Source organism: Marvinbryantia formatexigens DSM 14469, assembly GCF_025148285.1.
Lineage (GTDB): Bacteria > Bacillota > Clostridia > Lachnospirales > Lachnospiraceae > Marvinbryantia > Marvinbryantia formatexigens.
Genome location: NZ_CP102268.1, coordinates 1,520,214 through 1,534,915 on the forward strand (window position 1 = coordinate 1,520,214; position 14,702 = coordinate 1,534,915).

Annotated in this window: 12 protein-coding genes; 1 reads left to right on the plus strand and 11 read right to left on the minus strand. The window is 53.2% G+C overall.

Going from position 1 to position 14,702, the window contains the following annotated elements:
* Positions 1 to 34: 34 nt before the first annotated feature.
* From NQ534_RS07435 to proS, 3 genes are all read right to left on the minus strand, one after another.
* Positions 35 to 388 carry a hypothetical protein gene (locus tag NQ534_RS07435; RefSeq protein ID WP_143115766.1) on the minus strand — a complete coding sequence of 118 codons (354 nt, stop codon included), beginning with the start codon at positions 386 to 388 and terminating at the stop codon, positions 35 to 37.
* A 63-nt stretch (positions 389 to 451) separates the two neighbouring features.
* A complete protein-coding gene (locus NQ534_RS07440) occupies positions 452 to 2,023 on the minus strand; it encodes a glucosyltransferase domain-containing protein (protein ID WP_006863234.1) in 1,572 nt (523 codons plus the stop codon).
* Between the two features lie 3 nt (positions 2,024 to 2,026).
* Positions 2,027 to 3,466 carry a proline--tRNA ligase gene (proS, locus tag NQ534_RS07445; protein WP_006863233.1) on the minus strand — a complete coding sequence of 480 codons (1,440 nt, stop codon included), beginning with the start codon at positions 3,464 to 3,466 and terminating at the stop codon, positions 2,027 to 2,029.
* Between the two features lie 314 nt (positions 3,467 to 3,780).
* Here proS and NQ534_RS07450 point away from each other — a divergent pair, with 314 nt between their 5' ends.
* Positions 3,781 to 4,275, plus strand: a complete 495-nt coding sequence (locus tag NQ534_RS07450) for a ribonuclease FAU-1 family protein (RefSeq protein ID WP_006863232.1) — start codon at positions 3,781 to 3,783, stop codon at positions 4,273 to 4,275.
* Between the two features lie 117 nt (positions 4,276 to 4,392).
* Here the strand turns inward: NQ534_RS07450 and NQ534_RS07455 are convergent, their stop codons facing one another.
* From NQ534_RS07455 to NQ534_RS07490, 8 genes are all read right to left on the minus strand, one after another.
* Positions 4,393 to 4,875, minus strand: coding sequence for a deoxycytidylate deaminase (locus NQ534_RS07455; RefSeq protein WP_006863231.1), 483 nt, complete (start codon positions 4,873 to 4,875; stop codon positions 4,393 to 4,395).
* A gap of 157 nt (positions 4,876 to 5,032) precedes the next feature.
* A complete protein-coding gene (gene upp, locus NQ534_RS07460; protein WP_006863230.1) occupies positions 5,033 to 5,662 on the minus strand; it encodes a uracil phosphoribosyltransferase in 630 nt (209 codons plus the stop codon).
* Positions 5,663 to 5,733: 71 nt separating this feature from the next.
* Positions 5,734 to 6,165 carry a ribose 5-phosphate isomerase B gene (rpiB, locus tag NQ534_RS07465; protein ID WP_006863229.1) on the minus strand — a complete coding sequence of 144 codons (432 nt, stop codon included), beginning with the start codon at positions 6,163 to 6,165 and terminating at the stop codon, positions 5,734 to 5,736.
* Complete coding sequence (locus NQ534_RS07470; RefSeq protein ID WP_006863228.1) at positions 6,146 to 6,622, minus strand: arsenate reductase/protein-tyrosine-phosphatase family protein; 477 nt, start codon at positions 6,620 to 6,622, stop codon at positions 6,146 to 6,148. Before NQ534_RS07470 ends, rpiB begins: the two co-directional genes overlap by 20 nt.
* 22 nt (positions 6,623 to 6,644) lie before the next feature.
* Positions 6,645 to 7,691: an L-threonylcarbamoyladenylate synthase gene (locus tag NQ534_RS07475; RefSeq protein ID WP_006863227.1), complete on the minus strand. Its 1,047-nt coding sequence runs from the start codon at positions 7,689 to 7,691 to the stop codon at positions 6,645 to 6,647.
* A gap of 169 nt (positions 7,692 to 7,860) precedes the next feature.
* Entirely contained in the window at positions 7,861 to 10,320 is a 2,460-nt protein-coding gene (locus tag NQ534_RS07480; RefSeq protein WP_006863225.1) for a glycogen/starch/alpha-glucan phosphorylase, read from the minus strand.
* 25 nt (positions 10,321 to 10,345) lie between these two features.
* Positions 10,346 to 13,483: an isoleucine--tRNA ligase gene (gene ileS / locus NQ534_RS07485; RefSeq protein WP_006863224.1), complete on the minus strand. Its 3,138-nt coding sequence runs from the start codon at positions 13,481 to 13,483 to the stop codon at positions 10,346 to 10,348.
* A 548-nt stretch (positions 13,484 to 14,031) separates the two neighbouring features.
* Positions 14,032 to 14,628, minus strand: coding sequence for a cytidylate kinase-like family protein (locus NQ534_RS07490; protein WP_040784445.1), 597 nt, complete (start codon positions 14,626 to 14,628; stop codon positions 14,032 to 14,034).
* Positions 14,629 to 14,702: the final 74 nt, after the last annotated feature.

A 14,702-nucleotide genomic window follows, 5' to 3' on the forward strand; every position in this document is an offset into this window, starting at 1 on the left:
GCCATTTATTTTCTTGATGCCAGGGTGCAGAAAGTCATACATCCCATGCTTGCATGGGAATGGATGACTTTGGCGCCCGCGAAACATGAGAAAGTAGCCATTTTTCACAGAAAAATGTGCGAATTTCGAATGTTTCCAGGATTTCGGGAGTGCGCAGCACGGAGAAATCCGCAGGCATCAGGATTTCCACTGCCAGGGTGCAAAAAGTCATACATCCCATGCCTGCATGGGAATGGATGACTTTGGCGCCCGCGAAACATGAGAAAGCAGCCATTTTTCGCAGAAAAATGTGCGAATTTCGAATGTTTCCAGGATTTCGGGAGTGCGCAGCACGGAGAAATCCGCAGGCATCAGGATTTCCACTGCCAGGGTGCAGAAAGTCATACATCCCATGCCTGCATGGGAATGGATGACTTTGGCGCCCGCGAAACATGAGAAAGCAGCCATTTTCCTACTCTCCCATATTCACCGCATACCATTTTCCGGTCGGCTCCGACAGGTACACCACGATCACATCCTCCAGCTCCACAATGCCGCCCTCCTGCGGCCAGATATGCATTTCCGCTGTCTGCTCCAGCGCCTCTGCGAGCTGCTGTCCGTCCGCCTGCTGCACCGCGTAACCCCTGGTCTGCAGAAAATCACATATTCTGGAATTGTTGCCGTCGTCCCACGAAAAGAAGGAACCGCCCAGCGTACAGGATTCCAGAACCGGCAGCTCATCTGGCGCAATCATACCGATAAACGCGACCGGCTTTTCGTGATAGTCCATCCCTGCCGCCTGGATATCGTACATAATCTGAGCGGCAGCCGTGCAGTCCTTCTCGTACACAATGCTGCTGTAATAGTAAATCAGATTCATGTTGCGCGCATTCAGGAACAAAAGATAACCGCCAAGTACCATTACCGCCTTTTTCAGAAACGGCCTCTTTATCGTCTGCAGAATAATAAACATCTGGACAGCGCCCGTCAGTGGAAGCGCAGGCAGCATCCTGCCGTGCGTTTTGTAGGTCGCCAGCGCCAGATAGAGCACAAAAGGCGCCACGCAGAGCGCAACTGTATAAAACAGAATTCCCGCCTTTTTCTTCCAGCCCTTCTGCCGGATAAACAGGAAAACCGCGCAGATTACAAAAAGAATGGAAAGTACGCGGATGACGCTTCCCCCGTAGATATATTCCCCCTGAAACGGAATTGCAAAAGAAACGCGTCCGATATTAGCGACCGCCAGCGCCAACGCCAGCTTCCAGTCTCCGTCCGCCCAGCCGTTATAGTTATCTCCAAGATAACCGGCAGAGCCAAACAGAAGTCCCAGAAGGAAATTGATGATGTAATAAGCCGCAACAGACGCCGCGCAGATGGCGGCGCAGGTAAGGATAGTGCGCCGGAAATATCCCGCCGGACCGGTCTTTTCTGCCGCGCCGGGCGTTTCCGCTTTCCCGCCGCACAGCCGCAGATAATCCAGCAGGCACTGTGCCACTACCGCCGTCACATACACGCAGACCATTGCCTGGAAGGTGGCAACACCGTAAAGCAAAAGAAGAAACGCATACATGGCATCCTTCTTTCTTTTCTGCTCCAGAAAGCGCCTGCTGAATACAAAGCCCGCCGCCGTCGCCGTCATGGCAATGCCCACCTGCAGGTCAAACATGGAAAACGCCATGATTTCCCCTACCACAAAGGGCAGTGAGGAATAATACGCGCAGAAGAAAAATACCTGCCACTCCTTCGGCCGCTCTCTTTCCAGAAGCGCATACGCAAAAATCACGCCCGATGCGTTCCAGAAAAGAATCGCCAGAAAATCCCACAAAAACGGGGCAAAATTGCCGTCGACTGTAAATATCAGATTAAACAGCCAGATGGCAAATCTCCCCTGTAAAATCCAGAGCGCGCTCGGCTCTGACGCCAGAATCCACGTTTCATCGTCTATGCAGAGTGTAAAATGCGTCAGCATAAACCCGAAGCACACGAAGGAAAACGCCAGCGAGCCGATGAGCGCCCGTTTATATTTTTTCGTAAACCCAATCATTGTTTAATAAGCTTTGCCCCAGTAAACCATTTTCGTTGCCGGTTTCCCACAATAAATGCAGGTATCGGAAATCTGCTCCTGTACAAACGGGATACAGCGGGAAGTAACGCCCGCCTCTTCCTTCAGAGCGTCCTCACATTCCTGGCAGCCGCACCACATGGCTTTGATAAAGCCCGGCTTATTTTCCGCGATGTCCTTAAATTCATCCAGCGTGCGCGCCGTATAGGTGTGTGCGTCGCGGTGCGCGCGTGCGCGCTCCAGCATATCCTTCTGCATAGTCTCCAGCACTTCCGCCGTCTTCTGCGGAAGCTCGGACAGCGGTGTCACCAGCTTTTCTCTTGTGTCGCGGCGCACGATGACCGCCTGTCCCGCCTCGATATCCTTCGGTCCCAGCTCGATGCGCACCGGAATGCCGCGCATCTCCTGCTCGGAGAATTTCCAGCCCGGACTCTTCTCAGAATCGTCCAGCTTCACGCGCAGACCTGCCGCAGCCAGCGCCGTCTTCACCTCGTTCGCCTTATCCAGCACGCCGTCCTTCTGCATCTGGATGGGGATCACCATCACCTGTGTGGGCGCCACGCGCGGCGGCAATACCAGACCGCTGTTGTCGCCATGCACCATAATGATCGCACCGATCATGCGGGTGGTCATTCCCCAGGAGGTCTGATGTACATATTTTAATGTATTGTCTTTATCCGCATACTGAATGCCGAAGGCTTTCGCAAACCCGTCGCCGAAATTATGGCTGGTGCCGGACTGCAGCGCCTTGCCGTCGTGCATCAGGGATTCGATGGTGTAGGTCGCCTCCGCACCGGCAAATTTTTCCTTATCGGTCTTGCGCCCTTTAATTACCGGGATAGCAAGAAATTCCTCGCAGAAATCAGCGTAAACGTTCAGCATCTGGATGGTGCGCTCCTCCGCTTCCTCAGCAGTCGCGTGCGCGGTGTGTCCCTCCTGCCACAGAAACTCGCGGGAACGAAGGAACGGACGCGTGGTCTTCTCCCAGCGCATAACCGAGCACCACTGGTTGTATACCTTCGGCAGATCGCGGTAGGAGTGTATGTCGTTTGCATAGAAATCGCAGAACAGTGTCTCGGAGGTCGGACGCACGCACATTCTCTCCTGCAACGGCTCCAGTCCGCCGTGCGTTACCCACGCCACCTCCGGCGCAAAACCTTCCACATGATCCTTTTCCTTCTGGAGCAGGCTTTCCGGAATCAGCATCGGCAGATATACATTCTCCACGCCCGTCTCTTTAAAGCGTCTGTCCAGTTCATGCTGTATATTTTCCCAGATGGCGTAGCCCGCCGGCTTAATTACCATGCAGCCCTTTACGCTGGTGTAATCGGTCAGCTCCGCCTTTTTCACGACGTCGGTGTACCACTGCGCGAAATCCTCCTCCATCGAGGTGATCGCTTCCACTAATTTCTTGTCTTTCGCCATAATTTCTCTCCTCAATATCTAATATTCACAGCGCCGCCGGCGGCCAAAAAGCCGCCCGGACACATTACTTTCTTTATTCTAGTGCATTTTCTCTACTTTTTCAACACTATTTCGCCAAAAATGAAAACTGTTAGCAGCCAGGCTGCCTGTCCGGACGGCGGCAGCTATTACAATTATCGTGTAATTACCCGGTCATGCCGTAAAAACAGGATTGCGGGAATCTTATTTTTAAACTATAATAAAAATACTATAAGGTCATTGCCAGGCGAATATCCGCCGGATGTTCCGCCTCTCCCGCAAAGAAAGGAGCCTCCATGTCCAAGCCCATTCTGTACCGCAAAAGACTGATTCCCGCTGAATGTATTCTTCTGAAAAACGACGAAATTCTCCATGCGGAAGAGCATCTGATCGTCACCCGCTGGAACACCATCCGCCCCAAAAAAGAATTAAGCCACGGTCTGTCTGCCTTTTTTCTTGACAAGGGCATCAAAATCAGCAAATTTTACAGCCACACTGACGAGCTTATCTGCTGGTACTGCGATATCATTACCCACACCTTCGATGAGAAAACCAACACCTACGTCATGATTGATTTGCTGGCGGATGTGCTGGTGTACCCGGACGGCATGGTAAAGGTCGTAGACCTGGACGAGCTTGCTCTGGCGACAGAAAAAAAGCTGCTCTCTGAAGAACAGCTTCTGATTGCTCTGCGTCAGCTCGACTGGCTGCTGAAAACGATTTACAGCGGCAGATTCCGCGACCTGCTTCTGTATGTGGACCGCTTTTGTCCGGACGACCGTTTTTCCTGAGCGCCGCACCCGCCTTCCCGGAAAGTCTTCCGTCTCTTCCCTGGCGCGCCATATCCGCAGAGCCTTTATTTTCCATCTTCTGCGCCCCGTCCGCGCCTTCCGTCAGGTCTGGCGCGCCTACAGCTCCAGGGAAATTTTGCGGCCCGTCCGCTCATATTTGCGGAATTTTACGCCCGCCGTCGTCAGCATCCGCTTGGACGCCAGAACGGAAGCTGTGTCCGCATATTTATCGCAGTCGTACACAATCTGTTTAATGCCCGCCTGGATGATCGCTTTCGCGCATTCGTTGCAGGGAAACAGCGATACGTACAGCGTCGCGCCGTCCAGACTGCCTCCCCGGTAGTTTAAAATGGCGTTCAGCTCGCTGTGCGTCGTATAAAGATACTTGGTATCCAGCGCTTCCCCCTCGCGCTCCCAGGGAAAATCATCATCGGAGCACCCGATGGGAAAGCCATTATAGCCCATCGATAAAATCTTGTTGTCGCTGCTGACAATGCAGGCTCCCACCTGCGTATTCGGGTCCTTGGAACGCATACCGGAAAGCATGGCAACTCCCATAAAATACTCGTCCCAGGAAATGTAATCTGCACGCTTCGGCATCCTTTTTCCCTCCTCATTTTACGCACCGGCTGCCCGGCTCTTACGCACATGCGCTGCCCGGACGCTGCACCGGCTGCCCGGATCCGGTTATTGTACTGCCAGAAAACCGCGCCGCCTCCCGGCTCATGCGCTGCCGGACTTTTTTATCTGCACGCCGCTACTTCGTTCCGAAAATACGATCGCCCGCGTCACCCAGCCCCGGCACAATATAACCGTGATCGTTCAGGCATTCATCCTTCGCGCCAATATAAATATCGACATCCGGATGCGCCTTCTGCATCGCCTCAATGCCCTCCGGTGCCGCAATAATGCACATAAAACGGATATTTTTCACGCCCTTGTCCTTGAGCATCTGAATCGCCGCCACCGCCGAGCCGCCGGTCGCCAGCATCGGGTCTACCACAAACACCTCGCGCTCCGCGCAGTCCCCCGGCAGCTTGCAGTAATATTCCACCGGCTTTAATGTCTCCGGGTCGCGGTACAGACCGATGTGTCCCACCTTCGCAGCCGGAATCATCGCCAGCATTCCTTCCACCATACCGATACCGGCACGCAGAATCGGGATAACCGCCAGCTTCTTGCCCTGCAGCTCCTTCGCCGTCGTCCTGCAGATAGGCGTCTCTATCTCCACATCCTGCAGCTTCAGATCGCGCGTCGCCTCATAGCACATCAGCATGGCAATCTCTCCGATAATCTGCCGGAAATCCTTGGAACCGGTCTCCTTTCTGCGGATGACCCCGATCTTATGCTGTATCAGCGGATGCTCCATCACACATACCTTTGCCATCGTTATCTCCTCCCGTCACTGTTCACTCCATTTACGAAAAAATCAGAAAATCCGTGAAAATCTGCTTTTTTCTAGTCCTCTTCAATCAGAGAAATTCTTCTCTTGTGGCGTTCCTCCTGCGAAAATGGCGTATCCAGAAACGTATCCACAATTTTCAGCGCCAGCCCCGGTCCTACCACTCTGCCGCCAAGCGCAAGGACATTCGCATCATTATGCAGGCGCGTTGCCTCTGCCGCAAAGCAGTCCGTACACAGCGCCGCCCGGATGCCTTTTACTTTGTTTGCCGCAATCGAGATGCCGATGCCGGTTCCGCAGATCAGAATACCGCGCTCGCATTCGCCCTTTGTGATGGCGTCCGTCACCTTGCGCGCATAAACCGGATAATCCACCGCCGCCTCGCTGTCGCAGCCGAAGTCCTTATACGCAAGCCCTCTCTTATCGAGGTGTTTTAATATTTCCTGTTTTAATACATATCCGCCGTGGTCACATGCTATCGCTATCATTTTCCTCTTCCTCCTTCAGAATCTCCGCCAGTTTTTCTATCAAATCCTTTAAAAAGAAAAAGCACTCGCCGTAAGCCGAGCTGTCCTTTCCAAACGGACTCTCCACGTCTCCTGTCCTGCCGCAGTATTCCGACAGGGTGTATACATTTTTTGCCGTATCCGGATATTCCTCCAGAATCTTGGCTTTCTGCGCCTCTTCCATTGTAAGCATCAGCGTGCGCTCGTCAAAATCATCCTTCGTGAGCTGCACCGCCTCGTGCTCCTCCAGAGGAAGCCCGTTCTGATTGATAATTTCCATCGCTTTTGGATTTACCGGCTCCGGAAACAGCACGATCATTCCGCGCGTATCCACCAGAATATCCTCCAGCAGCAGCTTTGCCTGCATCAGTGCCTCCGCCATCGGAGCACGGCATGTATCGCTGCGGCTGATAAATGTAAGCTTGTCATACTTTTTCATAGTTCTCTCCCTGCCTTTAAAGCTATACCTCCAGCACCTGGTGCCCGGCGGCTTTCAGAAGACGGTTCATAATCGCCTGTCCCATGACCGGCGTATCAAACGCTTCCGAATAGATTCTGCTGACATTCTGGCTGTCAAATTCCCGCAGCACGCCAAACAGATGTCTGGAAATACTAAGTTCGTCCATTCTGCTTCCGATTGACCGGACAATGCCGCCCACATAACGGTCCTTCGTCTCCTCAGAGGCGATAATTCCCGGCATCCTGCCCTCCTTCAGCTCCTTCTCCACCAGCTCGTTGATACGGGAAACGACGCGCGCTTCCTCACCCTCGACGATAAGCATATCCGCCTTCGGCGCGTAGTGCCGGTATTTCATCCCCGGCGCCTTCGGACGTGCCGTCGTATCCTCCCCGGAGATAGCAGGATCTGTGCCCACCTCCCCGATGGTCTCTTCCAGCATTTCCCGGTTGATATAACCTGGCCGGAGTATCATCGGCACATCGCCACTCATGTCCACAATAGTCGATTCCACTCCGATGCCGACACTGCCGCCGTCGATAATCATTTCAATTTTTCCCGTCATGTCCTCCGCCACATGCTGCGCCCGCGTAGGACTTGGCCTGCCGGAAGAGTTGGCGCTCGGCGCCGCGACAAAGCCGCCGCCCGCTTTTATGAGCGCCAGTGCGACCGGATGCTCCGGCATCCGCACCGCCACCGTCTCCAGCCCGCCGGTCGTCGTATATGGCACACAGTCCTTTTTCGGAAAAATCATGGTAAGCGGACCCGGCCAGAATTTCTCTGCCAGCCGCTCTGCCTTTTCGGGAACTACCGCCGCAATCCGGTACAGATCCTCCATCCGGGCAATATGCACAATCAGAGGGTTGTCCGAGGGACGCCCCTTCGCACGGTAAATTTTCCCGGAAGCCGTCTCATCCAGCGCATTCGCCCCCAGCCCGTACACGGTTTCCGTCGGAAATGCAACCAGACCGCCCGCCTGCAGGATACGCCCCGCCTGCGCGATTGCCGCCTCGTCGATTCCCGCTTTCATATCCACTATGATGGTATTCATTTCTCATTCGCATCCATTTTCTTTTTTGTCTGCCTATAGTATACCATTTCCGGCGCTCTTAGGCAAGAGCCGTTTCCAAATGGATACGTGCAGGTAACTACTACAAAAATGTCCCGCAGGGCAGACGATATGCCTGTCCTGCGGGACATCTGAAAAAATGCACTGTTTTTTACGCTTCAATTACCTCTTTGTCCAGGTGCCAGATTTCATCCACATACTGCTGGATGGTTCTGTCGGAGGTAAATTTGCCGCTGCATGCGGTGTTGAGCATCGCCATCTTTGCCCAGCGCGCCTCGTCGCGGTAAGCTTCCTCCACGCGTCTCTGCGCTTCCGCGTAGGACTTGAAGTCCGCCAGAATGAAGTACGTATCTGCGCGGTCGCTGCTCTTGGTGTTGAGCAGGGAATCGTAAATATCGCGGAACATTTCCGGGTCATTCGGCGCATAGGTGCCGTTGATAAGCTGCATCAGCACGCGGCGGATATCCTGGTCGCTGTTGAAGATATTTTCCGGATAGTAACCGCCATTGTTCTCGTAATTGATGACCTCATCCGCGGAGAGACCGAAGATAAAGGCGTTCTCCTCGCCAACTTCCTTCACGATTTCCACATTTGCGCCATCCATCGTTCCCAGCGTCGGAGCGCCGTTCAGCATGAACTTCATGTTTCCGGTACCGGAAGCTTCCTTGGAAGCAGTGGAGATCTGCTCAGAAACATCGGCAGCCGCGAAAATCAGCTCCGCATTGGATACGCGGTAATCCTCAATAAATACCACCTTCAGCTTGTTTTTGATGGATGCGTCGTTATTAATCACATCCGCCACCGAGTTAATCAGCTTGATGGTCAGCTTCGCACGGCGATAGCCTGCCGCCGCCTTCGCACCGAAGATAAAAGTTCTCGGATAGAAATCCATTTCCGGATGGTCTTTGATCTGGTTGTACAGATACATGACATGCAGGATATTGAGAAGCTGTCTCTTGTACTCATGCAGTCTCTTTACCTGTACATCAAAAATGGAGCGCGGGTCTACCTCTATGCCATTGTGCTCCCGGATATATTTTGCCAGACGCACCTTGTTCTGATACTTGATGTTCATGAACTCCTGCTGCGCCTTTCTGTCGTCCGCATACACCTTCAGCTTTGCAATCTGCGGCAGGTCTGTGATCCACTCGTCGCCGATGTGGTCTGTCACCCAGGCAGCCAGCAGCGGATTGCCGTGAAGCAGGAAACGTCTCTGTGTGATACCGTTTGTCTTGTTGTTGAACTTCTCCGGCATCATCTCGTAGAAATCCTTCAGCTCCTGCTTTTTCAGAATCTCGGTGTGCAGCTCCGCCACGCCGTTTACGGAATAGCCTGCCGCGATCGCCAGATGCGCCATCTTCACCTGTCCGTCGAAGATGATCGCCATCTTGCGCACCTTTTCAAAGTTGCCCGGATATCTCGCCTCGATTTCCGCTACAAAACGGCGGTTAATCTCCTCGATAATCTGATAAATACGCGGAAGCAGACGGGAGAACAGCTCGATCGGCCATTTCTCCAGAGCCTCTGCCATGATGGTGTGGTTCGTGTAAGCGCAGGTCTTCGTGGTAACATCCCACGCCTCTTCCCAGGTAAGTCCTTCCTCGTCGATCAGGATACGCATCAGCTCCGCAACCGCTACTGTCGGATGCGTATCGTTGAGCTGGAAGGTCGCCTTCTCATAGAACTTGCGGATATCGCTGTGTTTCTTCTTATATTTGCTGACTGCCGCCTGTACGCTCGCAGAAATAAAGAAATACTGCTGTTTCAGACGCAGCTCCTTTCCTGCATAATGGTTATCGTTCGGATAAAGCACCTCTACGATATTGCGGGCAAGGTTTTCCTGCTCCACCGCCTTGCGGTAGTCGCCCTTGTCAAAGGAATCAAGCTGGAATTCGCTGACCGCCTCCGCGTCCCAGACACGCAGAGTGTTTACCACGCGGTTGTTGTATCCGACGATTGGGAAATCATACGGTACCGCGCGCACCACCTGATAGCCCTCCTGCACGAAATGATTGCGGCCGGTCTTTTCGTCGTATACCACGCGCACATAACCGCCGAATTTTACTTCCTTCGCGTACTCCGGACGGCGCAGCTCAAACGGGTTGCCATCCTTTAACCAGTTGTCCGGCACCTCCACCTGGTAGCCGTCCTCAATTTTCTGTTTAAACATACCGTAACGGTAACGGATACCGCAGCCGTATGCCGGGTAGCCAAGGGTTGCCAGAGAATCCAGGAAGCATGCCGCAAGACGTCCGAGACCGCCGTTTCCAAGTGCCGCATCCGGTTCCTGGTCCTCGATGACATTCAGGTCGAAACCGATCTCCGCCAGCGCCTCTTTTACATCCTCATACTCTGTCAGATTGATGAGGTTGTTGCCGAGCGCGCGTCCCATCAGAAACTCCATCGACATATAGTACACGTACTTCGGGTCGTCCTTCTCGTACTGCTCCTGTGTGGCGAGCCAGTTATCGATAATGGTATCCTTCACTGTGTAAGACACCGCCTGGAAAATCTGCTGCTGCGTAGCTTCATCCAGATTTCTGCGGTAAAGCGCTCTTACATTTGCCTTTACATCATTAATGAACTCTTTTTTGTTAAACTTTTTGCTCATTGTTTCTCCTTCCGTCTGCTATCCGTTACTGTTTTTCGACTGCCAGGGTCACTTTTTCCCCGTTGATATTCCATTCTTTTACGTAACCCTCTGCGGCGCCGTATACAATGTCGTCCGCCAGCACTTCCGAACGGATTTCCTCCGTGTGGGCCTTCAGGATACCTTCAATTTTTTCATTGCCCATCGCATAAATGACGATTCTGTCCGTCACCTCAAAGCCGGCTTCCTTACGCATCGTCTGGATCTTGCTGACAAGCTCGCGGACGAAGCCCTCCTCAATCAGCTCCGGCGTGAGCGTCGTATCCAGAACAACCGTAATATCTCCGTCCTGCTCTGTCACATAGCCCTCTGTCTGGGCAGTCTCAATAAGCAGGTCGTCTTCTAATAATACAACATCCTGCCCGTTGATGTCAAGATGGAGCGCGCCGTCCTGCTTCAGTTCCGCCATTGCCGCGCGGCCGTCCAGATCTGCGAGCGCCTGACGGATACCGCCCAGCAGCTTGCCGTATTTCGGTCCCACGGTCTTAAGCTGCGGCTTGAAATTGTAAGAAACATAGCTTCCCGCATCCTCTGTAAAGGTAACTTTCTTGGTGTTCAGCTCGTCGCGGATAATCTCTGTGAAGTAGGAATCCAGCTCCTTCGGCGCCTTCACAAGCATATTTGCAACCGGCTGACGGTTTTTGATATTTGCCGCGTTTCTTGCTGCGCGTCCCATCACAACGATTTTCAGCACCTCGTCCATATTTGCTTCCAGCTCTTTATCGATATGCGCCTCGTCTACGGTCGGGAAATCGCACAGATGCACGCTCTCCGGAGCGCTCTTGTCGATGCTGCATACCAGATTGCGGTAGATATCCTCGGTCATAAACGGGATCATCGGAGCCGCCGCCTTCGCCACGTTCACCAGAGCGGTGTAGAGCGTCATATAAGCGTTGATCTTATCCTGCTCCATACCTTTCGCCCAGAAGCGCTCACGGCTGCGGCGCACGTACCAGTTGCTCATATCATCCACAAAATCCTGCAGCGCTCTCGCCGCCTCCGGGATACGGTAATTCTCCAGATGATTGTCCACGCTCTGAATCATGGTGTTCATCTTGGACAGCAGCCACTTATCCATTACCGGCAGCTTATCGTAGTCCAGTGTATATTTTGTCGCGTCAAAATTATCAATGTTCGCATACAGCACGAAAAATGCATAGGTGTTCCAGAGGGTGCCCATAAACTTGCGCTGTCCCTCCTGCACCGCTTTTCCGTGGAAGCGGTTCGGCAGCCACGGCGCGCTGTTGATATAGAAATACCAGCGGATAGCGTCCGCGCCGTAGGTTTCCAGCGCCTCAAACGGGTCGACCGCATTTCCTTTGGATTTGCTCATCTTCTGTCCGTTCTCGTCCTGCACATGTCCGAGCACGATAACATTCTCATACGGCGCTTTGTTGAAAAGCAGCGTCGATTCCGCCAGCAGGGAATAGAACCAGCCGCGGGTCTGGTCGACCGCCTCGGAAATAAACTGCGCCGGGAACTGCTTTTTAAACACATCCTGGTTTTCAAACGGGAAATGATGCTGCGCAAACGGCATCGCGCCGGAATCAAACCAGCAGTCGATTACCTCCGGCACGCGGTGCATCTGCCCTCCGCACTCCGGACAGGTGATGGTAATTTCGTCGATATACGGGCGGTGCAGCTCGACCGTCTTTGCCGCCTCGTTTCCGCTCAGGTCATATAATTCCTGGCGGCTGCCGATGGAATGCTGATGTCCGCACTCACACTCCCAGATGTTGAGCGGCGTGCCCCAGTAGCGGTTTCTGGAAATGCCCCAGTCCTGCACATTCTCCAGCCAGTCACCGAAGCGTCCTTTTCCGATGCTCTCCGGAATCCAGTTGATGGTATTGTTGTTGCGGATCAGGTCCTCTTTTACCGCGGTCATCTTAATAAACCAGGATTCGCGCGCATAATAGATAAGCGGCGTGTCGCAGCGCCAGCAGTGCGGGTAGCTGTGCTCAAATTTCGGCGCGTCAAACAGCAGTCCTCTCTCGTCCAGGTCTTTGAGTACAAGCGGGTCCGCTTTCTTCACGAAAATACCGCCGAACGGCGTATCCTCCGTAAGATTTCCTTTGCCGTCCACAAGCTGCACGAACGGGAAATCGTATTTGCGTCCCACCTTGGCGTCGTCTTCACCGAATGCCGGAGCGATATGAACCACGCCGGTACCGTCGGTCAGCGTTACGTAGCTGTCACATGTCACATAAAACGCTTTCTTATGCTGCTTTTCCGCATGTACGGCGGCGCACTCATAGAGCGGCTCGTACTCCTTATATTCCAGGTCCTTTCCAACGTATGTCTCCAGAACGTCGTAGGCGTCCTCGCCGAGCACCTTATCGCAGAGCGCGTGCGCCATATAATAAACGCGCCCGTCCTCTTTCATTTTGACTTTTACATATTCTTCAACCGGATTTACGCAGAGACCAAGGTTGGACGGCAGTGTCCACGGCGTGGTGGTCCATGCCAGAATGTAAGCGTCCTCGTCCTTCACTTTAAAGCGGACGATGGCGGAGCGCTCTTTTACATCCTTGTAGCCCTGCGCCACCTCCTGCGCCGACAGCGGGGTACCGCAGCGCGGGCAGTACGGCACGATCTTAAAGCCTTTGTACAAAAGTCCCTTTTCCCAGATCTGCTTCAGCGCCCACCACTCGGATTCGATATAATCATCATGATATGTGACATACGGATGTTCCATATCCGCCCAGAAGCCGACTGTGCCGGAGAAATCCTCCCACATGCCTTTATATTTCCAGACGCTCTCCTTGCACTTGTCGATAAACGGAACCAGACCATACTCCTCAATCTGGTCTTTACCGTCCAGACCGAGCTGCTTTTCCACCTCCAGCTCCACCGGCAGTCCGTGGGTATCCCAGCCCGCCTTGCGCGGAACCATGTAGCCCTTCATCGTGCGGTATCTGGGAATCATATCCTTGATAACACGGGTCAGCACATGGCCGATGTGCGGCTTTCCGTTCGCCGTGGGCGGTCCGTCGTAAAAAGTATACGTCGGTCCTTCCTTGCGATTTTCCATACTTTTTTCGAAGATGTGGTTCTCTTCCCAGAACTTTTTCACATTCTTCTCGCGCTCCACAAAATTTAAGTTTGTTGAGACTTTGTCGTACATAAATGCTCTCCTTTCTTTTCTGAGGCGGCTGCGCTCCGCTTTAGCCGGTGCCAGGCGTGTGCCACCGGCACACAGCACCGCCCAATATCCGCACAAGTGCGGCTGCCTGGTTCGTTTCCCACAGGAACCTGCAGAACCTGCCACCGGCAGCTTTCTCCGGATGCCTGGCAACTAAAAAACCCCCGTCCGTAAAAGGACGAGGGTCTCGCTGTACCACCTGTTACATTCTACTGCCATACGCATCACTGTCCGCCTTCCGCAGACAATCATTGATATGTGTTCCCTTTAACGGCGGAAAACCGTCGGGATTTACTTGCGCCACCGCGCTTTCAGTCCCGCTGCTCGGAAGGGATATTCCATCTGTGTTACTGGCGCCGGGCTCACACCCTCTCCGGCTCGCTGAGGCGTTCGCGACAGATGTACTGTCTTCGTCATGGCATGTGACATGTCCCTGGTTCACGGATTGCTCCTGCAATCCTCCCGGAAATCCGGGCTTCTGTCATCTGAACCAATATTCGCAAATATAATACCGTAAGTATCCTTTAAAGTCAAGCTTTTTGTCGCTCTTTTATATAGTCCTCCAGAAAATCAACCGTCTTTTCCAGACCGAGGCGGCTGCTGTTGATAGAGAAATCATAATTTCTGGAATCGCCCCATTTACCTTCACAGTGATAATTGTGATAACGCTTCCGGTACCAGTCCGATTTTTTCATTTTCTGCCGCGCAGCATCCTCCGAAAGATGATAGCGCTCCATGACGCGCTGCACCTTGCACTGCTCGTCTCCCAGCACAAAAATCGAGACGAGCGCCGGATATTTCCGCAGCTTTGTCTCCGCGCAGCGTCCGACTACCACGAAGGATTTTCCCTCCTCCGCCATGTTCTGCAGAAATTCAAACTGCATATTTGCCACATGATCCTCCATAGAATTGGAGTGACCGCGCACCGTTCTGGAGAAAAGCTTCTTTTTGTGCTTTTCATCGTACTTTTTCAAGCTCTCCCCGTCAACATTTTTTCCTTCTGCAATCTCATCCAGAAGATTGTGGTCGTACAGCGGAAGCCCAAAGCGCTCTGCAAGTGCTTCCGCAATCACATGTCCGCCGCTTCCGAATTCCCTTCCCACTGAAATAATCAGTTGTTCTCCCATAAGTATTTCCCCCTGCCTTCTTAAATTCCCGCGGTTGTCCGGGCGTCCGCCCGGTATCATTCTTTGTCCCACAC

Coding starts and splice junctions, on each gene's coding strand:
- NQ534_RS07435 (WP_143115766.1), bottom strand. CDS start 388: ATGTATGACTTTCTGCACCCTGGCAGTGGAAATCCTGATGCCTGCGGA.
- NQ534_RS07440 (WP_006863234.1), bottom strand. CDS start 2,023: ATGATTGGGTTTACGAAAAAATATAAACGGGCGCTCATCGGCTCGCTG.
- proS (WP_006863233.1), bottom strand. CDS start 3,466: ATGGCGAAAGACAAGAAATTAGTGGAAGCGATCACCTCGATGGAGGAG.
- NQ534_RS07450 (WP_006863232.1), top strand. CDS start 3,781: ATGTCCAAGCCCATTCTGTACCGCAAAAGACTGATTCCCGCTGAATGT.
- NQ534_RS07455 (WP_006863231.1), bottom strand. CDS start 4,875: ATGCCGAAGCGTGCAGATTACATTTCCTGGGACGAGTATTTTATGGGA.
- upp (WP_006863230.1), bottom strand. CDS start 5,662: ATGGCAAAGGTATGTGTGATGGAGCATCCGCTGATACAGCATAAGATC.
- rpiB (WP_006863229.1), bottom strand. CDS start 6,165: ATGATAGCGATAGCATGTGACCACGGCGGATATGTATTAAAACAGGAA.
- NQ534_RS07470 (WP_006863228.1), bottom strand. CDS start 6,622: ATGAAAAAGTATGACAAGCTTACATTTATCAGCCGCAGCGATACATGC.
- NQ534_RS07475 (WP_006863227.1), bottom strand. CDS start 7,691: ATGAATACCATCATAGTGGATATGAAAGCGGGAATCGACGAGGCGGCA.
- NQ534_RS07480 (WP_006863225.1), bottom strand. CDS start 10,320: ATGAGCAAAAAGTTTAACAAAAAAGAGTTCATTAATGATGTAAAGGCA.
- ileS (WP_006863224.1), bottom strand. CDS start 13,483: ATGTACGACAAAGTCTCAACAAACTTAAATTTTGTGGAGCGCGAGAAG.
- NQ534_RS07490 (WP_040784445.1), bottom strand. CDS start 14,628: ATGGGAGAACAACTGATTATTTCAGTGGGAAGGGAATTCGGAAGCGGC.